The sequence below is a fragment of the Pseudomonas sp. DR48 genome, from assembly GCF_019823085.1.
Lineage (GTDB): Bacteria > Pseudomonadota > Gammaproteobacteria > Pseudomonadales > Pseudomonadaceae > Aquipseudomonas.
Map to the genome: position 1 here is coordinate 3,310,399 of NZ_CP081946.1, position 23,371 is coordinate 3,333,769.

A 23,371-nucleotide genomic window follows, 5' to 3' on the forward strand; every position below is an offset into this window, starting at 1 on the left:
CTCTTTATCCCTAAAGCGGGTCCTAGTGGGTAGGCCCGAGGAAGGCCAGCCAGCGGCGTTCGGCGAGGCGGAACAGGCCGACGAGCGCGAAGGTCACGGTCAGGTAGATCAGCGCGGCGATGCCGAACGACTGGAAAGTCAGGAAGGTCGCCGAGTTGGCGTCCCGCGCGACTTTCAGGATGTCCGGGATGGTCGCCGTGAACGCTACGGTGGTCGAGTGCAGCATCAGAATCACTTCGTTGCTGTAATAAGGCAGCGAACGACGCAGGGCTGAGGGCATGATCACGTAGGCATACAGCTTCCAGCCTGTCAGGCCATAAGCCTTGGCGGCTTCGACTTCACCGTGATTCATGCTGCGGATCGCCCCGGCGAAAATCTCCGTGGTGTAGGCGCAGGTGTTCAGGGCGAATGCCAGGATGGTGCAGTTCATTGCATCGCGAAAGAATGCATCGAGTACCGGTTGCGCGCGCACGGCGGCCAGGCTGTAGATCCCGGTGTAGCAGATCAGTAGCTGGATATACAGCGGCGTGCCACGGAACAGGTAGGTGTAGAACTGCACCGGCCAGCGGATGTAGAAGTGCGGCGAGACCCGGGCGATGGACAGCGGGATCGACACCAGGAAACCGATGAAAATCGAGGCGCTGAGCAGCCAAAGGGTCATGGCCAGGCCGGTGATGTTCTGGCCGTCGGTATAAAGGAAGGGTTTCCAGTATTCCTGCAAGAGTTCGATCATCGTACGGCCTCCCGGGAACCAGCGGCGTAACGGCGTTCGAGCCAGCGCAGGACGAAGTTGGAAGCGCTGGTAATCAGCAGGTAAATCACCGCGGCCAGCACCAGGAAATAGAACAGTTGATAGGTGCTTTTGCCGGCGTCCTGAGCGGCTTTGACCAGGTCGGCGAGGCCGATGATCGACACCAGCGCAGTGGCCTTGAGCATCACCATCCAGTTATTGCCAATCCCCGGCAGGGCAAAACGCATCATTTGCGGGAACACCACGATCCAGAAACGCTGGCCACGCTTGAGGCCATACGCGGTGGCGGCTTCGACCTGACCACGCGGGACTGCGAGTATCGCGCCACGGAAGGTCTCGGTGAAGTACGCACCATAGATGAAGCCCAGGGTGATGACCCCGGCGCTGAATGGGTTGATCTCGATGTATTCCCATTCCATGAAGTCGGTAAACGACGTCAACCAGGTTTGCAGGCTGTAGAAAATCAACAGCATCAGCACCAGGTCCGGCACGCCGCGAATCAGCGTGGTGTAGACCTGCGCCGGCACGCGCACCAGTTTGACTTTGGACAGCTTGGCGCTGGCGCCCAGCAAGCCGAGCAAGACGGCCACCAAGAGCGACAACGCCGATAATTTGATGGTCATCCAGGTGCCTTCCATCAGCAACGGACCGAAGCCCTTGAGGCTGAAGGCTGAGAGCCCCAGATTTTGTAATAGGTTTTCGAACATAAATCAGCAACCTGATCGGATAAAAAAAGCGCCCATCGCGAGATGGGCGCCGGGCATTATTTGCCGCTGTACAGATTCAGATCGCCAAAGTGTTTCTTTTGAATCTCGGCGTATTTGCCATCATCGTGTAACGCTTTGATACCTTTATCCAAAAGCGCTTTCAGCTCGGTGTTACCTTTCTTAATACCGACAGCCGTTTTGGCCGGCAGCAAAGCGTTGTCGACTGGCTTGGTGACATCGTAATCGGCGCCCTGCGGCGACTTCAGAAAGCCCAGTTCAGCTTGCAGCATGTCCTGAATCCCTGCGTCGAGACGACCGGAAGTCAAGTCGGCATAGACCTGATCCTGGTTGGCGTAGGCCTGGGTTTTAACGCCGGCCTTGTCCAGAACGGCTTTGGCATAGGCTTCCTGGATGGTGCCTTGTTCGTAGCCGACGGTCTTGCCCTTGAGCGAAGCGACGTCTGCGGTGACGCCAGAACCTTTCTTGAACACGTAGGCGGTTGGGCCGGAGAACAGCTCGCTGGAGAAGTCGATGACTTTTTCGCGGGCTTCGGTGACGGTCATCGAAGAGATCACACCGTCGAATTTATTGGCCTTGAGGCCCGGAATCATGCCGTCGAAATCGCTTTCGACCCATTTGCACTTGACCTTCAGCTCGGCGCAGATCGCGTTCCCCAGATCGATGTCAAAGCCCACCAGGCTTCCGTCAGCCGCTTTGGACTCGAACGGAGCATAAGAAGGGTCAACGCCAAAACGCAGTTCTTTGTATTCCTTTGCCATGGCGGAGCCAGCAGCCATGCACAACGCCAGTGCAGAAAGGGTCAGCAATGCTTTTTTCATTATTCAATCCCTAAGAACCAATATGAGCGCTTGTGGCGCAGAATTATTGTTACTGGAAAGCGTAAGACCAAGTGAAAGTAGCAATTTCCGAACCAGAGTCCCGAACAAGCGTTTTAAAAGGTGATTCAAGAAATGGCAACAGGAGATTTATGCACGAAATCGGGCGCGGGGAAATAGCTGCACCAAGTTAGTTCGGATTGGCACAAAAAACTATGGAGTGAGCCTGCTGACGATAACGTTGTTTCAGTGACATTTATGTCAACTGACACACCGCAATCGCGAGCAGGCTCACTCCCACAGGGGATAGGGGTTAGCCCAACAGGTCTTGCAAAGTTGCGAGGTTGTCGGCCTCTTCGACGGACTTGTCCTGGCGCCAGCGCAGCATTCTTGGAAACCGCACGGCGATCCCGCTCTTGTGGCGTTTGGACAGGGCAATGCCCTCGAACCCCAGTTCAAACACCAGGCTCGGCCTGACGCTGCTGACCGGCCCGAATTTCTCTACCGTGGTCTTGCGCACGATGCTGTCGACCTGGCGCATTTCCTCGTCGGTCAGACCTGAATAGGCTTTGGCGAACGGCACCAGCGTTCGTTCGCGGGCATCGGGCGGGCCGTCCCAGACCGCGAAGGTGTAATCGCTGTAGAGACTGGCCCGGCGGCCATGGCCGCGCTGCGCGTAAATCAACACCGCATCGACACTGAAAGGGTCGACTTTCCATTTCCACCAAGTGCCCATGTCCTTGGTCCGGCCGACGCCATACAGCGCATCCCGGGCCTTGAGCATCATGCCTTCGACGCCGCGGCTGCGCGAAGACTCGCGTTGTCGGGCGAGGTCGAACCAGTTTTCACCGGTGAGCACCGGCGAGGCCAGCAATACCCGGTTGTTGCAGGTGGCGATGACTTGCTCCAGCTGAGTGCGGCGCTTGTACTGAGGTTGATTGCGCCAATCATCGCCAGCCCATTCCAGCAGGTCGTAGGCGAGGATGGCCACCGGCACTTCTTCCAGGATTTTCCTGTCGAGGGTTTTGCGGCCAATCCGCTGTTGTAGCAGGGCGAAAGGTTGCACCGCAGGCGAGGCGGGTGATTGTGGATCGAAGGCATCCTGTGTGCCGGATTGCGCGGGTTTCCAGACAACGATTTCACCGTCGATGACCGTGCCGTCCGGCAGGCCATGCACCAGGCTGTCGAGTTCGGGAAACCGCTCGGTGACCAGCTCTTCGCCCCGGGACCAGATCCACAGGCGCCCCTCGCGCTTGACCACTTGGGCGCGAATCCCGTCCCACTTCCATTCCACCTGCCAGTTGCTGGCCGGACCCAACAGGCCTTCGAATTGCTCGACCGGTTGCGACAAGGCATGCGCCAGGAAAAACGGATACGGCTGACCGCCCCGTTGGGCATGTTCGTCGCTGGATTCGGCCGCGATCAGCTTCAGGTAACTGGCAGCACTCGGACGGTTGGACAGATCGGTGTAACCGACCAGCCGCTGGGCCACGCGTTTGCTGTCGAGCCCGGCCATGGATGCCAGGGCGCGAGTGACCAGCAGCTTGGACACACCGACGCGAAAACTGCCGGTGATGAGCTTGATGCAGAGCATCAGGCTATGACGGTCCAGCTGCGCCCATAGCGCAGGCAAGCGTTGAGCGAGAACTTCCGGCGATTCGCCGCGCAGGGGCAGCAGTTTGTCTTCGATCCATACCGCCAGCCCGTCAGTGGAGCTGTGCAAGGCTTCCGGCAGGACCAGCGAAATGGTTTCTGCCATGTCGCCAACCGCCTGGTAACTTTCTTCGAACAACCAGGGCTGGAGACCTGAAAACTCCACCGCCAACTCTCGCAGCACCCGCACTGGCACCAATTGCCGAGGCCGTCCGCCGGACAGGAAATACACCGCCCATGCTGCATCCTGTGGCGCAGCCTGAGCGAAGTAGGATTGCATCGCGGCCAGTTTGGCGTTGCTTGAAGTGGTCGCGTCGAGTTCGGCATACAGCTCGGCGAAGTCTTTCATGGCTGCACCTCGGCGGTGTCGGGTTCGGTTAACGCAGCGTCTTCCTCATCATCGCCGTACTCGGTGCTGAAGCTTTGAGCATCCAGGCCCTGTTCGCGCAGATGACGCACCAGCACGCCGACCGAACCGTGGGTGACCATCACCCGTTCCGCTCCGGTCTGTTCGATGGCCCAGAGCAGGCCGGGCCAGTCGGCGTGGTCGGAGAGTACGAAGCCACGGTCAACACCGCGTCGCCGGCGCGTGCCGCGCAAACGCATCCAGCCACTGGCGAAGCCGTCGCTGTAGTCGCCAAAACGCCGCATCCAGGTGCTGGCACCTGCCGATGGCGGGGCGATAACCAGCGCCTTGCGCATGATCGGGTCGCTTTTTTGGACGTCGCCGGCATAGATCGTGGGCGGTATATAAACGCCGCTTTCACGATAAACCCGGTTCAGCGGCTCGACCGCGCCGTGCACCAGAATGGGGCCGAGGCTGGCGTCGATGCCGTGCAAGATTCGCTGGGCCTTGCCGAAGGAATAGCACAACAGCACGCTGGTTCTGTCGGCCGCCGCATTGGCCTGCCACCACTGATTGATCTCGGAAAAAACCTGCGCCTGAGGCTGCCAGCGATAAATCGGCAGGCCGAACGTCGATTCGGTGATGAATGTGTGGCAACGCACCGGTTCGAACGGTGCACAGGTGCCATCCGGTTCGATCTTGTAATCCCCGGACGCGACCCAGACTTCACCGCCGTATTCCAGGCGCACCTGTGCCGAACCGAGCACATGGCCCGCCGGGTGAAAGCTCAAGGTGACGCCGTGATGCAATAACCGCTGGCCGTAGGGCAGGGTTTGCAGGTTGATGTCCTGTCCCAGTCGCGCACGCAATATCCCTTCGCCGGGTGCGGCAGCCAGGTAATGCTGATTACCACCGCGGGCGTGGTCGCCGTGGGCGTGGGTGATGACGGCACGCTCGACCGGCCGCCACGGGTCGATATAGAAATCGCCGGCGGGGCAGTACAAACCTTCAGGACGCGCGATAACAAGATCCATGTTGTTACCAAAATGGAGGGACTTGTTAGCTATGAGGTTTGCGCGAAGCCAGAAGTTCTATCGAAATTTCATGGGCGATGAAATGATCGTTCCCACGCTCTGCGTGGGAATGCCTCAAGGGACGCTCTGCGTCCAGTGACGCGGAGCGTCACGGGCTGCATTCCCACGCAGAGCGTGGGAACGATCAATCTTGCCTTTTGCCTTACTTGCCGGGTGTCAGGGTCAACCGGGTATTGCCGTAAACCTTGTCGAAGTTCTGCGGCTGCATCGGCAGGCTCATGTATTGCCCTTTGAGCCAAGGATCAACGCTGTTCAGGTAATTCGGGCTCGCCGGGTTGCCGGATTGCCCCGTGCCGTTCTGCCCCATCAACGGTTCGGCCTGGGCGAAATCGACGATAAAGCGCATGGCGGGCGCCAGCGTCGTATTGAAATCCTGGCCCCAAGCGAACGCCGACGTGTTCAGCGTGGTGTGATCGCCACCCGCTGCGAGAGGACCGCGTACGGTCTGGCCGCTGGCATTCTTCCATTCATAGCGGTGCAATTTGCCCCATTGCCAGGCCTTGTGATCGCCACCCAGTTGACTGTCACCGGCGCTGATCGCCGCTGCCAGACTGCGGGCGAGGATGGTCGGCTTGTCTTCTTTTTGTGGCGTGCGCACGTCATCCCAGAACGGGCTGTCTTCACGCCCCAACAGGTGATCGGCCTGTGCCGCGTAGGACAACTTGCCGTTGGCGATAAAAGCTTTCCACGCCGGGCTGGTTTCCGGGCCCAGTTCGTCGAGGAAGATCTGCTTGGCGCTTTCCTGCAGGAACAGCTCGTAAATCGCCGCGTCGGCGGAGGTCTGGCTGAGTTTGCCGTCGAACGCCATCAGGCGCGTATAAGCCTCGTGCGCCTTGGCGCGATCGGCAACGGGCAACGCTTCGATGGCCTGTTTGAGCGGCTGGGCCATGCCCGGGGCTTCAAACATCTTTTTCAGTTTGGTGGCGAAGGTGGTGGTCTGGTCGTATTGCATCGCGATCATGCTGCGCGTGTCGTGTTTGCCCACGCCGGCCAGTTCGGCCATGCGTTCGCCACGCTCCGGCGCCGACCATGAATTGGACAGCTGCATGCCATAGCCATGGGGAATGACCCGCTGGTTGGCGGTGCCGAGCCAGCCTTGGGCCGGGTCCTGATCGTACGGGTGCAGCATCGGGTCGGCGTAACCGTCCCAATCGTAACGACCTTCCCAGCCCGGCGACGGCAGCAGGCCTTCGCCTTCGCGACGGTTCGGGTAGCGACCGGTGACTTGCCAGCCAATGTTGCTGGCGTCGGCGAACACCAGGTTCAGTGCGATGGCGCGGATTTCCCGACTGGCGTCCGAGGCTTTCTCGACGGTTTGGGCGCGCGACAGATCGAAAAGCGCGTCCAGGGTCTTGTCGTCAGTGAAGTTTGGCGTCTGCAGGGCCAGGCCCAGACCATTGGCCAGCGTTGTGCCTTGGGCGCTGTTGAGCAACGGCCCGTGGCGGGTTTCATACACCGCTTCGCGAATCGGCTGCCGGCCTTTGACGAAGTAGGTTTCGTTGCGCACGACCACCGGCTGCCATTTGCCGTTGACCTCATAGGTGAGGCCATTGCCCTGACGTTTGATTTTTTCCAGGAACAGGTCCTGGTTGTCACCCATGACCGCCGTCATGCTCCATGCCACTTTGCCGTTGAAACCGCCGAGAACCATCGGCAAACCGGCAACGGTCACGCCAGAGGCCTGGTATTTAGGGGCGCGAATCTGCACGTAACTGAATAATGACGGCACGCCCAACGGGCCATGAATGTCGCTGGCCAGCAGGCTTTTGCCACTGCGGCTGCGTTGCGGACCGATGGCCCAGTTGTTCGACGAGGCGGCGCCCAGCAGGTTCAGGTCGGACAGTTGGCCAGTGGCTTTGCTGATCTCGGTCAGCCCTGGAATGGCGCCGTTGAGTTTGATGCCTTGAAGTTTTTCGGCCTCGGCGACCGGCAATTTTTCATCGGGCGCGGATGGCGTCAGCCACGGGAGCTTGTCGGTGGTGACCGTCTGGGCCAGCACCAGCGAGGCGATTTCTTCTGGCAGGTTGGCGGACTGGCTGAAGTTCAGCAGGCAAAAAATCAGCGCCGAGTCTTCCGGTTTCCAGTACTCAGGCTTGTAGCCCGTGGCAGCGAGGTCGGCGGGCAGCTTGTCGCGGTAGCGGAACAGGTAAGCGTTGACACCGCGGGCATAGACTTCAAAGAAGCGTTTCAGGCGCGGCGAAGAAGCCTTGTACAACTCACCGGCGCTTTTCTTCAGATTGACGGCGCGCATGTAGCGGTCGGCATCGAGCAGGTCGGCACCGGACATTTCCGCCAGACGGCCTTCGGCCAGCAGGCGCAGGGTGACCATCTGCGTGATGCGGTCGCTGGCGTGGACGTAACCGAGGCTGAACAGCGCGTCGTGGAAGCTGTTGCTTTCGATCAGCGGCATGCCCATGGCATTGCGGCGCACCGAGACGTTCTGCGCGAGGCCCTTGAGCGGTTGCACGCCGGTGGTCGGCGGGAGGGTGTCTTGAGTGTTCCAGGTCTGACAACCGGTCAGGCTCAAAACACTGGCTACTGCTGCGGCAACGCCGAACCGGGGAATGAAATGTGTAAGGGCTGGCGAGGCCATGGCAAAGCTCCTGCGGGGGTAGAGGCGCAATAAAGCCGCTACGTTAGTGAGCAGGAGGGGACCGCGCAAGCGGCGGCAGGGTTATTTCTTCACGATGATCGTTCCCACGCTCTGCGTGGGAATTCAGCTCGGGACGCTCTGCGTCCCAAAAGCGGACGCGGAGCGTCCGTTGCGGCATTCCCACGCAGAGCGTGGGAACGATCCTGGGTCAGGGTTTTGGTGGATTCACCTTGGCAGCCAGCGCGTAGGCCTTCACCGTCGCCGGACGATCCTGGATGTGGTTGAACCAGCGCAACACATTCGGGAAGTCTTCCAGGTTCTGGCTCTGCCATTTGTGGGAAACGATCCAGGGGTAAATCGCCATGTCGGCAATGCTGTATTCGCTGCCGGCAACAAACGCGTTGTTCGCCAGTTGCTTGTCCAGAACCCCATACAGGCGAGCGGTTTCGTCTACGTAGCGTTTGATCGCGTAGGGGATTTTCTCCGGCGCGAACTGGCTGAAGTGATGATTTTGCCCGGCCATCGGCCCCAGACCGCCCATTTGCCAGAACAACCACTGCAGCGCTAGCTGGCGACCACGCAAGTCTTTGGGCAGGAACTGGCCGGTTTTCTCTGCCAGGTACAGCAAAATTGCTCCCGATTCGAACACCGACAACGGTTCGCCGCCATCGACTGGCTCATGGTCGACGATGGCCGGGATCCGGTTGTTCGGGGAGATTTTAAGAAAATGCGGCTGGAACTGCTCATTTTTGCTGATGTTGATCGGGTGCACGTTGTACGGTAGGCCGGCTTCTTCCAGGAAAATCGAGATTTTGTGGCCGTTGGGGGTAGTCCAGTAATACAGGTCGATCATGCAGTACTCCAAATCAAGAGACGTCATTAGGGTCGGACAGCGACCGCGGGCATCAGGTCGTCCTGTTTGCGTTCGAGGGCTTGCCTGTAAGAGGAGGTGATGCTCAAGTGCGTGAAATTCAATGACCTTGTGTGAGAAAAGTCGGCATGGAGCTCAAGACCAACGCGGCACTGATCATCATCGACCAGCAAAAAGGCATCCTGCAGCCCAGATTGGGTCGTCGAAATAATCTTCAGGCTGAGGAACGAATTCTCGATTTGCTCGCGTATTGGCGGCGCACCGGGCGCCCGGTGATTCATGTGCAGCACCTGTCCCGTTCACCGGATTCAGTATTCTGGCCTGAGCAATCGGGTGTGGAGTTTCAGGAGCGGTTCACCCCACAGAGTGGTGAGCAACTGATTCAGAAGCAGGTGCCGGATGCGTTTAGTGCCACAGGGCTTGCGGCGAGTTTGCGCGAGGCGGGGATCGATCAGTTGGTGATTGTTGGTGTTGCAACCAACAACTCGGTCGAATCCACGGCGCGAGCGGCCGGTAACCTGGGGTTTGACGCCTGGGTGGCGGAGGATGCGTGCTTCACGTTCGACAAGGCGGATTATTTTGGTCAGCTGCGTTCAGCCGAGGACGTGCATGCGATGTCGCTGGGGAATTTGCACGGGGAGTATGCGACGGTCGTCAGCAGCACGCAGATTTTGATGGCTGGCTGAAAACCTGTGGGAGCGAGATTGATAGTGAGTGTGCCGACGTCATCGCGAGCAGGCTCGCTCCCACAGGGATCTTCGTCGTTCACAGAACCAGTGTGGGAGCGGGCTTGCCCGCGATAGCGATTCAACAGGCGAAAAAGAATTTCGCCCCAAGCATTACGCGCCGTGGCACTTCTTGAATTTCTTGCCGTTGCCGCAAGGGCAAGGGTCGTTGCGGCCAACGTCTTTCAGGGCGTTGCGCACCGGTTCCTGGTGAGCGTGGCCGCAGTTCGGGCCGTGGACATGGCCATGGTCGTGATCATGGTGGTCGTGATGGTCATGATCGTGGTTGCAGTCAGGACCATGGACATGGGGTTGCTGGGTCATCGGGTTTTCTCCGGAATTAAATCGGCGGGGATTATCACGCCATTGCGCGCCAGGTGCACGTAGTGCGCGATGAATAAGCCGGTTTCCAGTTCACCTTCCAGACGATAGGGGATGGGTTGGTCGGGTTTTTTCAACATTTTCACCAGATCCCGGACCTTGGGCCACAGGTTGGTGCGGATCGGCACCTTGAAATAGGCGCTGTGTTTGGGCCCGACTGTGAACCAGTGTTCATGCTCGCCTTCGGTCAGCAGCATGTCGCCCAAGTGAATGCGGTACTCAAGGCTGCGCACTGTCAGGTCGCTGTCGTTGGGGTTGTCGACGCGAAAGTGCAGGATGAATTTCTGCTCCAGCAGCTTGGCCCGCACGACTTCGACCTGGACAAGATGCACTTGCGGGTCCGGCTCATCGTTGCTGAACCACGACGCGCAGCCGCTGAGTCCTGACAGCAGGAACAAGGTGAACAGATAGCGTGCGAGTCGCTGGGTCATCATGGCGGTATTTCTCCCTTGAGCCCCAGTCTAGACGGAAAAGATCACCGCCTTCACCGCTGCTGAATGGGGCGGCGCAGTACTGGCGATGCGCAGCGATCCTTTTAGCTCACCTCACGCGCCGAAATACCCTGCGCAACACTTCTTGAATTTCTGCCCGCTGGCGCACGGACAGGCATCATTGCGCCCGGCCTTGAGTGGCACGGTGGGGTCGATGAAGTACCAGTGGCCGGCGTTCTGCACGAACGAGGAGCGCTCGCGATGGCTGTGTTCGCCAGTGCCGTCGTGCCAGCGCGCGGTAAAGGTCACGAACGCATGTTCCGGCTGGCCGCCGAATACCTCGGAGCTTTCCACCTCAAGACCCAGCCAGGTGCTTTGCGCGCTCCAGTCACTGATGGATTTGCGATCCAGGCCTGCCTGCTGCGCGGGCAGGGTGGTCGCCACCAGATAGTCGATCAGCCCCAGCACATAAGCGCTGTAGCGCGAGCGCATCAAGGCTTCGGCACACGGCGCCGGATGCCCGGCGTGGTAATGGCCGCAGCAGGCGTCGAGCAGGGTGCCGCTGCCGCAAGGGCAAATGGATGTACTCATTGCGGTTACCACCAGTATTTCCCGAAGTTTTCCGGATTGGCCCAGAACCTTGAATTGAGCCAGTCGGGCACCTGTTTGTAGTCAAGCAGATCGTAAGTAAACAGCGTCAACACTTGTTCGTCGCGCTGGAAGCGTTCGCTGGCTTGCAGGGCCAGGGAAAAAAAGTCCGTCTCCTGCCAGCCACTGGCCGGCAAATCCGCCAGCACTGCAATACGGCTGGCGTTGAGGTTGCGGATCCCTCCCAGCAAGTTCAGACCGTCGCGCTTGGGCAGGTGTTCGAGGCAATCGACCACCAGCGCAAGATCAAACCGTTGCGCCGCCAACTCGGTCGGCAACGGGCCGGGCGTGGCGTGCGCGACGCAACTTTCAGGGTGCGCCAGCTTGAAGGCTTCCAGGGCGGGGAACTCGCTGGCGCCAATCAACAGCAGACGCGCAGGGGCGTAACGATCAAGCAAAGCGGCCAACGCCTGCTGGGGCGTGCGCGAAGAAATACCTGCAATCATCGAAGATCCTCATTCAGAGTCGCCAAGACTAGCCTGCCCAAACGTCCGGGCCTAGAGCGGGTTTGCCGTAAAAGCTGTCATCTGACGTGAACACGGGGCGGAAAGAGCAATGGCCTATTGCTGGCGGAGATTAAAACTCCGGTCTTTACTCCCTGAATCGGTTCTAAGCCGATCCTTCAGGAGAAAACTAGATGAGCATAGTTCGGACAGCATTACCCTTGGTTCTGCTAACCAGTGTGTTAACTGGTTGCGCAGGTTTGCAGAAAACCGACTGGCCGACCTGTGCGGCTGTCGGCGGTGTCGTGGGTGCTGGTCTCGGCGCGACCGAGAGCTCGGCATGGGCTGGGTATGGTGCACTGCTGGTCGGTGGCACGGCAGCAGCCTATTGCTGGGTTCACGGTGATGGCGACGAAGACGGCGATGGTGTGCCGGATAGCCGCGACAAGTGCCCGGGTACTCCTCGTGGCGTTAAGGTCGATGCCAACGGCTGCCCTCCACCGGCACCTGCACCTGTGGTCGAAGAGGCAGCGGTGGTCAAGGAAGAAGTCATTGTCATCCGCGATGTTCACTTCCAGTTCGACAAGGCCACGCTCACGCCTTCCGATAAACAAGTCCTCGATAAAATCGCCACCCGCCTGAAACAGGAGGCACCTACCGCCAGATTGACCGTGACCGGCCATACCGACAGCGTGGGCAGCGATGCCTACAACCAGAAACTGTCGGATAAGCGTGCTCACTCGGTGGTTGAATACCTCATCCAGCAAGGCGTGCCACGCAGCAGCTTCGTATCGGTAACCGGTGCCGGTGAAAGCCAGCCGGTGGCTGATAACAAAACGGCTGACGGCCGTGCCATGAACCGTCGCACTGAAATCAAAATCGACCGCTAGGCCCCTTCCGCTCCGCGGCTTGTGCAGTCGCGGATGCGGGTCTTTACTCCTGTGTAACCGGTATGGACCGGTGACACAGGAGCTTTCAATATGAGCGTTCTCACAAGGACCGTCTTGCCGGTTCTGCTACTGGGTAGCCTTTTGACCGGTTGCGCAACTCACAGCGATGGCACCGCCCCCCTCAATCAACGTACCTGGCCGATCTGCAGCGTCATTGGCGGACTGGTCGGCGGAGGATTGGGCGCGCTTGAAAGTGGCGGCTGGGCAGGCGGTGGTGCGGCGCTCGGGATATTGACCGGTGGCTTGATCTGTTACGCCCAGGATGGCGATGAGGACGGTGATGGTGTCTTCGATCGACGTGATCGTTGCCCCGATACGCCCGCCAACACACCTGTTGAACACCATGGTTGTCCGCTGCCGCAGTACCCGGCCAGCGTGAAACCTGTCGAAGTTGTGCAACCCGAAGTCATCACCCTGCCCAGCGATGTGCTGTTTGCCTTCAACAAGTCTGACCTGAGTCCCTCTGCGAAGAGTCAGCTGGATTCAGTGATGTTTAAACTGCAACTTGCCGATGTGGTGAGCATCAAGGTAGTCGGTCACACCGACAGCGTCGGTTCAGCTGAATACAATCAGGCACTTTCGGAGCGTCGCGCCAGCAGTGTGGCGGCTTATCTGTTGAGCCAGGGCATTGCGCCGAGCAAGCTCACCAGCGAAGGCAAGGGCGAAAGCCAGCCGGTGGCCGACAACGATACCGATGAAGGACGCGCGAAAAACCGTCGCGTGGAGTTGCACATTAATCGCTAAGCCGCGAAGTAGAGCCGTCGGGTGGCAATGACAGTAAATCCGACGGCCATTCGGCGGCCTTCATGAAGAATTATCCGTTGCCCACTGGCGTATTCCTCGCGGAAGCCGTTACTGTGCGCGCAAAGAATAATTCTCAACGGGGGAGCGTATGAAGGTGTTTTGGGGCCTGGGGAAGTTATTGACCCTGCTGTTCTGGCTGGTGGTGCTGGTCAATCTGCTGACGCCGTTTGTCAATCCGCTGCACCTGTTGGTCAATATGGCCGGCAGTCTGTTGGCGGGACTTCATCTTCTTGAGGCGGTGTTCTGTTTCCGCAGCCTCAGGGGACGCGCTCATCCTTGGGGCGATCGCCTGCAGATCCTGTTTTTCGGCGTATTCCACCTGCAAACCCTCCCGGCTCCGACCGCATCGAAGGCTTCCCATGCGTAAACTCTGTCTGCTCGCCGCTCTCATCAGTCCATTGGCCTGCGCTCAGGTGGTCAGTGTCCAGACCAACTCGCTGATGCGCTTGCCCAACACCGCCAGTACCTTGCAGCTGGAGCGGCTGGAAGTCGCCGATTACGGCACTTTGCTGATTCCTTCAAACGTGACCGAGTTGACGGTTGGCGATTTGCATCTGGGGCGTGAAGCGCGAATCGCGATCGTGCCCAGTGAGCAGGCGCTGGAATTGAAAGTCAGTCGTGCCGAGCTGTCTGAGGGCAGCCAGATCACCGCGCGTGGCGCGCCGGGGACTTATCTCAAGGCCGCCCGCGCGGGACGTAACCTGAATTTGCAGATCAAGGCACTGAATGCGCCGCTCCTGTCGGTGGATGCTCGCGGTGGTGCGGGCGCGCCAGGGTTTGTCGGCCTTGACGGCGCCAACGGCGAGGCACCGGGATGCACCTGGGGCCAGGCAGGTCGCGGTGCCGATGGCAGCGACGGCAGTGATGGCCAGCCAGGAGCGCCGGGTGCGTTGGTCAGGCTGGAAGTGCCACGCGATTACCCGGCGCAACAGATCAAGGTTCAGGTGGCTGGCGGTGCCGGTGGCCTCGCCGGTCCCGGCGGCAAGCCGGGCGCGGGCGGCAAGGCCAAGGGCTGCTTCGTATACAAGACCGATGGCGGCAAGAACGGGCATCCTGGCGTCGATGGACAACCAGGGCCTGCTGGCGCGGCGGGTTCGGTGACGGTTCAGCGGTTGTAAGCGCTGGCCGATAGTTCCCACGCTCTGCGTGGGAAATCAGTCCGTGACGCTCCGCGTCACTGGACGCGGAGCGTCCGTTGAGGCATTCCCACGCGGAGCATGGGAACGATCAGGGCCGCGCGGCCGCGATCGCCACCAACGCCAGCCCGACGATCAGATTGATCCCCACCAGCTTGCGAATCTGCCCCAGCGTCGCTGTCCCGGCCGGCCAGTCCTGCGCCACGACCGCCGTGCGCAACTGCGGCAGCAGCAACGCCTGAATACGGATGAACAGCGCCGTCATCACCACGTACAACCCCATCATCACCTGCACATACCGTGGTGCTGTCTCAAACCCGGCGAACTGCAGATGAATCATGCCCACTCCGCTGATGGGCAAAAGCACCACCGCAACCCAGACCCAGCGAAAAAAACCTTGAAACACTTCTACCCACAGCTTCAACCGGGCAGGGCCCTCGAGCGCCTTCATTGCCGCGGGCCGCAGGACCATCCAGGCGAAAAACATGCCGCCGACCCACACCAGGGCGGACAGGACATGCAGGGTGTAAACGATGCCAAAAGGTGTCATTGGGGTACTCCGTTCTGCGCGGGATTAATTAGCGCGGTATGATAGCCGCCGAACCGAACCACTGAAAATTTATCCAGCGTTTTTTGCGCCCGACAATCCATGATCAGCACCGAACTCAAAACTACGATCCAGGGCGCCTATTCGCGTTTTCTTGAAGCCAAGAGCCTCAAGCCGCGCTACGGCCAACGCCTGATGATCGCCGAAATTGCCAAGGTCCTCGGTGACATCGACACCGACGATGAAGGCCGGCGCAGTGGCGACCCCGCGATTGTCGCGGTGGAAGCCGGCACCGGTACCGGCAAAACCGTGGCCTACAGCCTGGCGGCGATCCCCACCGCCAAGGCTGCCGGCAAACGCCTGGTGATCGCCACGGCCACCGTGGCCCTGCAAGAGCAGATCGTCTACAAGGATCTGCCCGACCTGATGCGCAACAGCGGGCTGAACTTCACCTTCGCCCTGGCCAAGGGGCGCGGGCGCTACATGTGCCTGTCCAAGCTCGATATGTTGCTCCAGGAAGGCCACGCACAAACCGCCACGGCGCAGTTGTTCGAAGAAGAAGGCTTCAAGATCGAAGTCGACGAAGCCAGTCAAAAGCTCTTCACCAGCATGATCGAAAAGCTCGCCGGCAATAAATGGGACGGTGACCGCGACAGTTGGTCGACGGCCCTCGAGGACGCCGACTGGGCGCGCCTGACCACCGATCACAGCCAGTGCACCAACCGTCATTGCCCGAACTTCGGCCAGTGTGCCTTCTACAAGGCCCGCGAAGGCATGGGCAAGGTCGACGTCATCGTCACCAACCACGATATGGTCCTGGCCGACCTGGCTCTCGGCGGCGGCGCGGTATTGCCCGATCCGCGCGACACCATCTATGTCTTCGACGAAGGCCATCACCTGCCGGACAAGGCCATCGGCCACTTCGCCCACTACACGCGCCTTCGTTCCACTGCCGACTGGCTGGAAACCACGGCCAAGAACCTCACCAAACTGCTCGCCCAGCACCCGCTGCCCGGCGACCTGGGCAAGTTGATCGAGCAGGTGCCGGAACTGGCCCGTGAGATCAAGACCCAGCAGCAATTCATGTTCACTGCCTGCGAACAGGTCGCCGATTTCAAACCGGGCGAAGATGTCGAGGGCCGCGAGCGGCCGCGTCACCGATTCGTCGGCGGGGTAATTCCCGAGCACATGCGCGAGATGGGCGTCGAGTTGAAGAAGGGCTTTGCCCGTCTGACCGACCTGTTCACCCGGCTCACCGAGCTGCTCAAGGAAGGCATGGACGGCGAGGTCAATATCGGCATCGCCAGCAACCAGGCCGAAGAGTGGTATCCGCTGTTTGGCAGCCTGTTGTCGCGTTCTTCGGGCAACTGGGAGTTGTGGGTCGCGTTCACCGCCGAAGACCCGGAAGACAACCCGCCCATGGCGCGTTGGCTGACTCTGGCCGAAAGCGGTTCGTTGTTCGACATCGAGGTCAACGCCAGCCCGATCCTTGCGGCGGAAATGCTCCGCCGCAACCTGTGGAACGTGGCCTACGGCGCCTTGGTGACGTCCGCGACCCTGACTGCGCTGGGCACCTTCGACCGCTACCGCATGCGTGCCGGTCTGCCGAAAAAAGCCGTGACCGCCGTGGTCCCAAGCCCGTTCCATCACGCCGATGCGGGCGTGTTGCGGGTGCCGGACCTCAAGGCCGATCCGCGTGACGCGCCGGCCCACACGGCAGCGATCATTCGTGATCTGCCGCAACTGGTCGAAGGTTCGCGCGGCACCCTGGTGCTGTTCTCCTCGCGCAAACAGATGCAGGACGTGTTCGACGGGCTGGACCGCGACTGGCGCAAGCAAGTGTTCATTCAAGGCAACTTGTCCAAACAGGAAACCCTGAACAAGCACAAGGCGCGCGTCGATGGCGGGGATTCCAGCGTGCTGTTCGGCCTGGCGAGTTTTGCCGAAGGGGTCGACTTGCCCGGTGCTTATTGCGAGCACGTGGTGATCGCCAAGATTCCGTTTTCGGTGCCGGACGATCCGGTTGAAGCGGCCCTGGCCGAATGGATTGAAGCCCGTGGCGGTAATCCGTTCATGGAAATCTCCGTGCCGGATGCTTCGCTGAAACTGGTCCAGGCCTGCGGCCGCCTGCTGCGTACCGAAGAAGACCGCGGCACCATCACCTTGCTCGACAGACGCCTGGTCACCCAGCGTTACGGCAAAGCGATCCTCAATGCGTTGCCACCATTCCGTCGTGAAATTTCCTGATACAGGGCTGGGCAATTTTGCCCAACCTGTTGTCTATCTCTCTACTATCGCTTTTCCACTGGCCATCGTTGGCCGTTAGGGAGAACCTCGTTCTTATGATCCGCCGTTCGTTGCCCGCTGTTTTTGCCCTGATGTTCGCAACCCCTTTGCTGGCGGCTCCGGCCGGCCAACAGACGTTGTTCAACTTTGTGCGCCCTGCCGATGTGGTTCAGGTGACGACTCAGGATGCCAGCCTGCCGCAGTCCAATGCTGAGCAAACAGCCGACGGAGAAGTGTTGCGTCGGGTGACATTCAACCCGGTCGCACAACCAAATGTACGTCTGACCCCGCAAACGGGTGCCTGGGACTGGTCGCAGTCGGGTTTCATGAGCTTGCGGGTCCAGAGCGCAATGAGCTGGGCCTTGACCCTGTACGTGAAGATCCAGAGCAACGATGGCAAGACACTGATCAGCCGTGTCGACTTGCCGGCTGGGCCCGCGCAAACCCTGTTGGTGCCGCTGCAGCCGTTCTCGCCATTGAACCTGGGGATGAAAGCCGGTCCGCCGATGCCGATGACCTTCGACGGTCAACGCGTGTTGCTGGCCAGCAGCAGCGGTGAGCTGGATCGCAGTCAGGTGGTCTCTGTGACCCTCTCGATGGATCAGCCCAACGTGGCCCAAAGCATCCTGCTTGAGCGCTTCGGCGTGCAGGACGGTGACGCCGTGACCAAGGCCGCTTACGGCGGTCTGGTGGACGCTTACGGTCAATCGACCCGGGCCAAATGGCCGGAGAAGGTCAGCAGTGACGAGCAACTCAAAAGTGCCACCGCCAAAGAACAGCAACAAACCAAAACCTGGCTCGCCGAGCGCGAGAAGTCGTCGCTGGACAAGTTCGGCGGCTTGAACAAAGGCCCGACGTTCAAGGCCAGCGGTTTTTTCCGCACGGAAAAGCGTGACGGTCGCTGGTACCTGGTGACCCCTGAAGGTCATCCTTTCTATTCGCTGGGGGTCAATACGATTACCCCGGACATCAACCAGACCTACGTCGAGGGTCGCGAGTGGATGTTCGAATCCCTGCCAAAACCCGGCGAAACGCTGGCCAGCCACTTTGGCGAAGGCGACAACCGTGGCGGCAATGGTGTTGATCAGGGCCGAGGCTACAACGCCGGTCGCTGGTACGACTTCTATGGCGCCAACTTGCAGCGCCTGTATGGCGAACCGTGCAAGCCGGGCCATGACACCAAGGCGGGTGTCGCAGAAGCCGCCAAGGCTGAAGCGGTTGAGGCGACGGCCGAGAAAGCTGCTGAGCCAGCGGTCGTTCCCTCGACCACCGAATCCGGTGTCGCCGAAGCTGCCAAGAGCAGCGCGGTTGAAGCGAGCGCCGCGAACACGGCTGAACAGAAACCTGCCGAACCCTGCAAAGCCGTGGTTGATGAGCAACGCTGGGCCGGCCACACGCTGGACCGTCTGCAAGCCTGGGGCTTCAACACCATCGGTAACTGGAGCGACCCGGTTCTGGCCAACGCTGATCGCGTGCCATACACCTTGCCGTTGTCGATCGTCGGCGATTACGCCAGCATCAGCACCGGCACCGACTGGTGGGGCGGCATGCCCGATCCGTTCGATCCGCGTTTCGCCATGGCGACCGAACGTGCCGTGGCCATCGCAGCCCGGGACCATCGCGACGATCCATGGCTGATCGGTTATTTCGCCGACAACGAACTGGCCTGGGCCGGTCCCGGCGACGATCCCAAGGCTCGCTACGCGTTGGCTTACGGCACCTTGAAAATGACCACTGACGTGCCAGCCAAACGCGCGTTCCTCAAGCAATTGCGCGACAAATACCGCAACCAGGCGGGCCTGTCCAAAGCCTGGGGCATTGACTTGCCGGCTTGGGAATTGATGGAAGACCCGGGTTTCGTGGCGCCGCTGCCAAGTGCCGATCACCCGGAAATCGAGGCCGACTTCAAATACTTCCAGAAGGTCTTCGCCGACACTTACTTCAAGACCATCTCCGATTCGCTCAAGTGGCATGCACCGAACCAGCTGTTGCTGGGCGGTCGTTTCGCCATCAGCACCCCAGAAGCCGTCGAATCCTGCGCGCAGTATTGCGATGTGTTGAGTTTCAACATGTACACCCTGCAACCGCAGGACGGTTACGACTTTGCCCGGTTGCGCAGCCTCGACAAACCGGTATTGATCACCGAATTCAACTTCGGCTCGGCGGATCGCGGTCCATTCTGGGGCGGCGTGACGCAACTGGCGAAGGAAGAAGACCGTGGCCCGGCGTACGCCAACTTCCTCAAACAGGCGATGAGCGAGCCGTCGATTGTCGGGGTGCACTGGTTCCAGTACCTCGATCAACCGGTGACCGGTCGTCTGCTCGATGGCGAGAACGGTCACTTTGGCCTGGTCGGCATAACCGATCTGCCGTTCCAGGGCTTCGTCGACAGCGTGCGCAAGAGCAACCTGGCGATCGTCGATCAGTTGGGCAAAGAAGCCGAAAAGGCCAAGGCCGAGGCGGATAAAGCCAGTCACGATTCCGAAGGCGGCAGAAAAGGTGATGCCGGCAAAGGGGCGGGGCAGGGCGCTGGCCATGCGGGCGGGCATTCGGCGAACGGTCACTGAGTTCCGTCAGGTCGCGTTACCGTTCTTTGCAGCCTGACAGCCACATCAATGGTTGCCCACTCCATGGGCAACCGACCGCCGAGCCCGACCCTGTTCCCAAAACCCTCAAGGGCTGGAACAATGCGGACCACTTTGTAGAGCGTAAATCCAGGAGCGTTGCGGGTGCAGATTCAGGGTCATTACGAACTCCAGTTCGAAGCGGTGCGCGAAGCTTTCGCGGCGCTGTTCGACGATCCTCAGGAACGTGGTGCGGCGTTGTGCATCAAGGTAGGTGGTGAAACCGTCCTTGATCTCTGGTCCGGGACTGCCGATAAGGATGGCCTGGAGGCGTGGCATAGCGACACCATCGCCAACCTGTTCTCCTGCACCAAGACCTTCACCGCCGTCACCGCGCTGCAGTTGGTGGCCGAAGGCAAGCTGCAGCTGGACGCCCCGGTTGCGCGTTACTGGCCTGAGTTCGCCGCCGCCGGCAAAGCTTCGGTGACCCTGCGACAGTTGCTCTGCCATCAGGCTGGTCTGCCAGCGTTGCGCGAGTTGCTGCCACCTGAAGCGCTTTACGACTGGCAGACCATGGTCAATGCGTTGGCCGCCGAAGAACCGTGGTGGACGCCGGGCGAAGGCCACGGCTATGCGGCCATCACTTACGGCTGGCTGGTGGGCGAGTTGTTGCGCCGTGTTGACGGTCGTGGGCCGGGCGAGTCGATCGTGGCCCGGGTCGCGAAGCCGCTGGGGCTGGATTTTCATGTCGGCCTGGCCGACGAAGAATTCCATCGCGTGGCACACATCGCCCGTGGCAAAGGCAACGTCGGCGATGCCGCGGCCCAGCGCCTGCTGCAAGTGACCATGCGCGAACCGACGGCCATGACGACCCGTGCCTTCACCAATCCGCCGTCGATCATGACCAGCACCAACAAACCCGAGTGGCGCCGCATGCAACAACCCGCCGCCAATGGCCACGGCAACGCCCGCAGCCTGGCGGGGTTCTACGCCGGTCTGCTGGACGGCAGCCTGCTGGAAAGCGAAATGCTCGATGAGCTGACTCGCGAACACAGCCTCGGTGAAGACAAGACTTTGTTGACCCGGACCCGTTTCGGTCTGGGTTGCATGCTCGATCAACCGGATGTCCCGAATGCAACCTATGGCCTCGGCCCACGGGCATTCGGCCATCCGGGTGCTGGTGGCTCCATCGGTTTCGCTGACCCGGAACACGATGTTGCCTTCGGCTTTGTGACCAATACCTTAGGGCCGTACGTCTTGATGGATCCGCGAGCGCAGAAACTTGTGCGAGTACTGGCCACTTGTCTGTAAATCCCGCTCAAGGGTTCCAGTGTCGGAACCTGAAAGCCTTTTCAGTTTCAAATCATCAGTTTATGCGGGCCGATCCGGTCAGATTTTTTCATTACTTCATTTTGCGGATATCCAATGTCATCCAATAAAACCCTCGCCTTGGCCCTGTGCTTCGCTATCACCGGTTGTGCACAGACTCCAAAAAATGATTCGGATGGCAGTAGCTGGTGGCCGTTCGGGTCTTCCGACAAAGTCGCCGCAAAAGACCCGGCTGCCCCGGCCCCGGCCCCGGCTCCAGCGCCGGTTCCCTTGAAGCCTGGCGCTACTGCACCGGTCGCCAAAACGGAAAGCGCCAGCCCTTGGTACTGGCCGTTCGGCTCTGATGACACTGCTGTCAAGACGCCAGCCAAGCCAGAAGTGAAACCTGAAGCCAAGCCTGTCGACGTCGCCAAGGCTCAAGCCGATGCGGGTGGCAAATGGTGGTGGCCGTTCGGTGGCAAAGAACAACCGACTGCCAAAGTCGTGCCGATGCCAGACCCTAAAATAACCCAGGCCTGGCTCGACGATTACGAGCCGCGCCTGCGCGAGGCCATCAAGGACAGCAACCTGCAACTCGAACGCCGTGAAAACGTGTTGGTCGTCACCGCGCCGGTAGAAGGCTCGTTCAACCCGGATCGCCCGGCCATGCTGCTGCCGGTGACCCTCGGTCCTTTCACTCGCGTCGCAAAAATCCTTGAAGCCGATCCGAAAACTGCCGTGTTGGTACTTGGTCACAGCGATACCTCGGGTGCCGCGCCAGCCAACGTCAAACTGAGCCAGGAGCGTGCGCAAGCCGTGGCTGCGATCTTCCGTCTCAGCGGCCTGCAGCGTGATCGTCTGATGTTGCGCGGTATGGGCGGTGAAGCGCCGCGTGCCGCCAACGACAGCAATGAGGGGCGTGCACTGAACCGTCGTGTGGAAATGCTGGTAACGCCGCAAAACACCATGGTTGCGCTGCTGAGCAAGTACAACATGCCAGCGCCAGCGCCTGTGACGATGGTTGCGTCCAAGGACATCAAGCCAGTAGTTGCGCCGGTCACTCCTGCGCCAGCGGCGAAGAAGGCTGCTGTGCCTGCGGCGAAAAAAGCGCCGGCCAAAAAAGCCACCGCGAAGAAAACACCGGCTAAAACTGCAACACCGGCGAAAAAAACGGCTCCCGCCAAAGCCGCGGCAGCTGACAAGAAAGTCGTTGCAGCCGATGCTGACAAGAAGTGATTCGTTAACTAAAAGGAATGCGCCATGACACAGGGCCTGGCTGATATGCGTCGTGACTACACCCGTGATGGCCTGACCGAGGCGCAAGCCCCGGCCGAGCCGTTCGGGCTGTTCCATCAGTGGTTTGGCGATGCGGTGAAAACCGAGCAACCGCCGGTGGAGGCCAACGCCATGACGCTGGCCACGGTCGATCAGGACGGTCGACCGCATTGCCGCATTCTGCTGCTCAAGGGGCTGGATGAGGAGGGCTTTACCTTCTTCACCAACTACGACAGCGCCAAGGGCCAGCATCTGGCGGCGAACCCGTTCGCCGCCATGACTTTTTTCTGGCCAACCCTGGAGCGTCAGGTGCGCATCGAAGGGCGGGTCGTGAAGGTCACACTTGAAGAGTCCGACGCCTATTTCCAGGTCCGGCCGCTGGGCAGTCGCCTTGGTGCCTGGGCATCGCCTCAGAGCCAGGTGATCGCCGACCGTGCCGAGCTGGAAGCGCTGCTCAAGACCACCGAGCAACGTTTCAGTGACACTCAGCCACACTGCCCGGAACACTGGGGCGGTTATCGCTTGCTACCCGAGCGCATCGAGTTCTGGCAGGGTCGTCCGAGCCGACTGCACGATCGCCTCAACTATCGCTTGCAAGACTCCCACTGGACACTTGAACGTCTGGCACCTTAAACAGTCTATCGATCGGGATAGCCTGCCGCAGCGGCCTCAAGCCACTGGGGCAGGTCCCGGCGCCTGATTTTCTGTGCATGCGCGTCTGCCAGTTGCTGGAGCATGAAGGCCCGTTTCTTCTCGTCTTTGCCCGCCAGGGCCAACGCCAGGTCGCGGTCCATCCAGCGTTTGATCCGCACGTATAGCCACCAGTGGAAGTACAAACCGGCGGCAGTGGTGACGACAATGATGAAATAATCCATGAAAATCCTAGGGGCTGCGGCGCAGTTTTTTGAATTTGCCGCTACTGTGTGGTGAGTTCCGGGGCGCCTGTACCGGGCCTGAATGAAACCAATTTTATCCGGGCGATGCCGTGACAGGCGTCAAGCTGCGGAGTTTAATGAATACCT

Annotated in this window: 23 protein-coding genes; 10 read left to right on the top strand and 13 right to left on the bottom strand. The window is 60.2% G+C overall.

Annotation, left to right across the window (positions count from 1 at the left end; genetic code table 11):
- Positions 1 to 22: 22 nt before the first annotated feature.
- The 7 genes from K5K95_RS14895 to K5K95_RS14925 all read right to left on the bottom strand — a co-directional run bounded on the left by K5K95_RS14895 (position 23) and on the right by K5K95_RS14925 (position 8,833).
- Positions 23 to 733, bottom strand: a complete 711-nt coding sequence (locus K5K95_RS14895) for an ABC transporter permease (protein ID WP_222590030.1) — start codon at positions 731 to 733, stop codon at positions 23 to 25.
- Positions 730 to 1,458, bottom strand: coding sequence for an ABC transporter permease (locus K5K95_RS14900; RefSeq protein WP_033058975.1), 729 nt, complete (start codon positions 1,456 to 1,458; stop codon positions 730 to 732). Before K5K95_RS14900 ends, K5K95_RS14895 begins: the two co-directional genes overlap by 4 nt.
- 56 nt (positions 1,459 to 1,514) lie before the next feature.
- The gene (locus K5K95_RS14905; protein WP_140666252.1) at positions 1,515 to 2,297 is read right to left on the bottom strand and encodes a transporter substrate-binding domain-containing protein; all 783 of its coding nucleotides are present in this window, start codon (positions 2,295 to 2,297) and stop codon (positions 1,515 to 1,517) included.
- A gap of 310 nt (positions 2,298 to 2,607) precedes the next feature.
- Entirely contained in the window at positions 2,608 to 4,296 is a 1,689-nt protein-coding gene (locus tag K5K95_RS14910) for an ATP-dependent DNA ligase (RefSeq protein ID WP_222590031.1), read from the bottom strand.
- Positions 4,293 to 5,327 (bottom strand): ligase-associated DNA damage response exonuclease, encoded by a 1,035-nt coding sequence (locus K5K95_RS14915; RefSeq protein WP_222590032.1) that lies wholly within the window; start codon positions 5,325 to 5,327, stop codon positions 4,293 to 4,295. The genes K5K95_RS14910 and K5K95_RS14915 overlap by 4 nt, the downstream gene beginning before the upstream one ends.
- 202 nt (positions 5,328 to 5,529) lie before the next feature.
- The gene (locus K5K95_RS14920) at positions 5,530 to 7,980 is read right to left on the bottom strand and encodes a penicillin acylase family protein (RefSeq protein WP_222590033.1); all 2,451 of its coding nucleotides are present in this window, start codon (positions 7,978 to 7,980) and stop codon (positions 5,530 to 5,532) included.
- 208 nt (positions 7,981 to 8,188) lie between these two features.
- Positions 8,189 to 8,833 (bottom strand): glutathione binding-like protein, encoded by a 645-nt coding sequence (locus K5K95_RS14925; RefSeq protein WP_222590034.1) that lies wholly within the window; start codon positions 8,831 to 8,833, stop codon positions 8,189 to 8,191.
- Between the two features lie 146 nt (positions 8,834 to 8,979).
- Between K5K95_RS14925 and K5K95_RS14930 the strand changes: the two genes are divergently transcribed.
- Positions 8,980 to 9,537 carry a cysteine hydrolase family protein gene (locus tag K5K95_RS14930; protein WP_222590035.1) on the top strand — a complete coding sequence of 186 codons (558 nt, stop codon included), beginning with the start codon at positions 8,980 to 8,982 and terminating at the stop codon, positions 9,535 to 9,537.
- A gap of 153 nt (positions 9,538 to 9,690) precedes the next feature.
- Here the strand turns inward: K5K95_RS14930 and K5K95_RS14935 are convergent, their stop codons facing one another.
- From K5K95_RS14935 to K5K95_RS14950, 4 genes are all read right to left on the bottom strand, one after another.
- Positions 9,691 to 9,900: an SEC-C metal-binding domain-containing protein gene (locus K5K95_RS14935; protein ID WP_007906737.1), complete on the bottom strand. Its 210-nt coding sequence runs from the start codon at positions 9,898 to 9,900 to the stop codon at positions 9,691 to 9,693.
- Positions 9,897 to 10,391 (bottom strand): LEA type 2 family protein, encoded by a 495-nt coding sequence (locus tag K5K95_RS14940; protein ID WP_222590036.1) that lies wholly within the window; start codon positions 10,389 to 10,391, stop codon positions 9,897 to 9,899. Before K5K95_RS14940 ends, K5K95_RS14935 begins: the two co-directional genes overlap by 4 nt.
- A gap of 111 nt (positions 10,392 to 10,502) precedes the next feature.
- Positions 10,503 to 10,979 carry a YchJ family protein gene (locus K5K95_RS14945; protein WP_222590037.1) on the bottom strand — a complete coding sequence of 159 codons (477 nt, stop codon included), beginning with the start codon at positions 10,977 to 10,979 and terminating at the stop codon, positions 10,503 to 10,505.
- 5 nt (positions 10,980 to 10,984) lie between these two features.
- Entirely contained in the window at positions 10,985 to 11,482 is a 498-nt protein-coding gene (locus tag K5K95_RS14950; protein ID WP_222590038.1) for a DUF6231 family protein, read from the bottom strand.
- Between the two features lie 191 nt (positions 11,483 to 11,673).
- On the opposite strand from K5K95_RS14950, the gene K5K95_RS14955 reads away from it, so the two are divergent.
- The 4 genes from K5K95_RS14955 (at position 11,674) to K5K95_RS14970 (ending at position 14,351) form a co-directional block, all read left to right on the top strand.
- Positions 11,674 to 12,369: an OmpA family protein gene (locus K5K95_RS14955; protein ID WP_222590039.1), complete on the top strand. Its 696-nt coding sequence runs from the start codon at positions 11,674 to 11,676 to the stop codon at positions 12,367 to 12,369.
- A 90-nt stretch (positions 12,370 to 12,459) separates the two neighbouring features.
- Positions 12,460 to 13,173, top strand: coding sequence for an OmpA family protein (locus K5K95_RS14960; protein ID WP_222590040.1), 714 nt, complete (start codon positions 12,460 to 12,462; stop codon positions 13,171 to 13,173).
- 148 nt (positions 13,174 to 13,321) lie between these two features.
- Positions 13,322 to 13,600 (top strand): DUF1145 domain-containing protein, encoded by a 279-nt coding sequence (locus K5K95_RS14965; protein ID WP_222590041.1) that lies wholly within the window; start codon positions 13,322 to 13,324, stop codon positions 13,598 to 13,600.
- Positions 13,593 to 14,351 (top strand): collagen-like protein, encoded by a 759-nt coding sequence (locus tag K5K95_RS14970; RefSeq protein WP_222590042.1) that lies wholly within the window; start codon positions 13,593 to 13,595, stop codon positions 14,349 to 14,351. Before K5K95_RS14965 ends, K5K95_RS14970 begins: the two co-directional genes overlap by 8 nt.
- Positions 14,352 to 14,460: 109 nt before the next feature.
- Here the strand turns inward: K5K95_RS14970 and K5K95_RS14975 are convergent, their stop codons facing one another.
- Positions 14,461 to 14,919: a CopD family protein gene (locus K5K95_RS14975; RefSeq protein WP_222590043.1), complete on the bottom strand. Its 459-nt coding sequence runs from the start codon at positions 14,917 to 14,919 to the stop codon at positions 14,461 to 14,463.
- A gap of 99 nt (positions 14,920 to 15,018) precedes the next feature.
- Here K5K95_RS14975 and dinG point away from each other — a divergent pair, with 99 nt between their 5' ends.
- The 5 genes from dinG (at position 15,019) to pdxH (ending at position 22,982) form a co-directional block, all read left to right on the top strand.
- Positions 15,019 to 17,163: an ATP-dependent DNA helicase DinG gene (gene dinG / locus K5K95_RS14980; protein ID WP_222590044.1), complete on the top strand. Its 2,145-nt coding sequence runs from the start codon at positions 15,019 to 15,021 to the stop codon at positions 17,161 to 17,163.
- Between the two features lie 95 nt (positions 17,164 to 17,258).
- On the top strand, positions 17,259 to 19,769 hold the full coding sequence (locus K5K95_RS14985; protein WP_222590045.1) for a beta-agarase: 2,511 nt from the start codon (positions 17,259 to 17,261) through the stop codon (positions 19,767 to 19,769).
- A gap of 162 nt (positions 19,770 to 19,931) precedes the next feature.
- Positions 19,932 to 21,077, top strand: coding sequence for a serine hydrolase domain-containing protein (locus K5K95_RS14990; protein WP_222590046.1), 1,146 nt, complete (start codon positions 19,932 to 19,934; stop codon positions 21,075 to 21,077).
- Positions 21,078 to 21,191: 114 nt separating this feature from the next.
- On the top strand, positions 21,192 to 22,310 hold the full coding sequence (locus K5K95_RS14995; protein ID WP_222590047.1) for an OmpA family protein: 1,119 nt from the start codon (positions 21,192 to 21,194) through the stop codon (positions 22,308 to 22,310).
- A 24-nt stretch (positions 22,311 to 22,334) separates the two neighbouring features.
- On the top strand, positions 22,335 to 22,982 hold the full coding sequence (gene pdxH, locus K5K95_RS15000) for a pyridoxamine 5'-phosphate oxidase (RefSeq protein WP_222590048.1): 648 nt from the start codon (positions 22,335 to 22,337) through the stop codon (positions 22,980 to 22,982).
- A 5-nt stretch (positions 22,983 to 22,987) separates the two neighbouring features.
- Here the strand turns inward: pdxH and K5K95_RS15005 are convergent, their stop codons facing one another.
- On the bottom strand, positions 22,988 to 23,224 hold the full coding sequence (locus tag K5K95_RS15005; protein ID WP_222590049.1) for a hypothetical protein: 237 nt from the start codon (positions 23,222 to 23,224) through the stop codon (positions 22,988 to 22,990).
- Positions 23,225 to 23,371 lie beyond the last annotated feature (147 nt).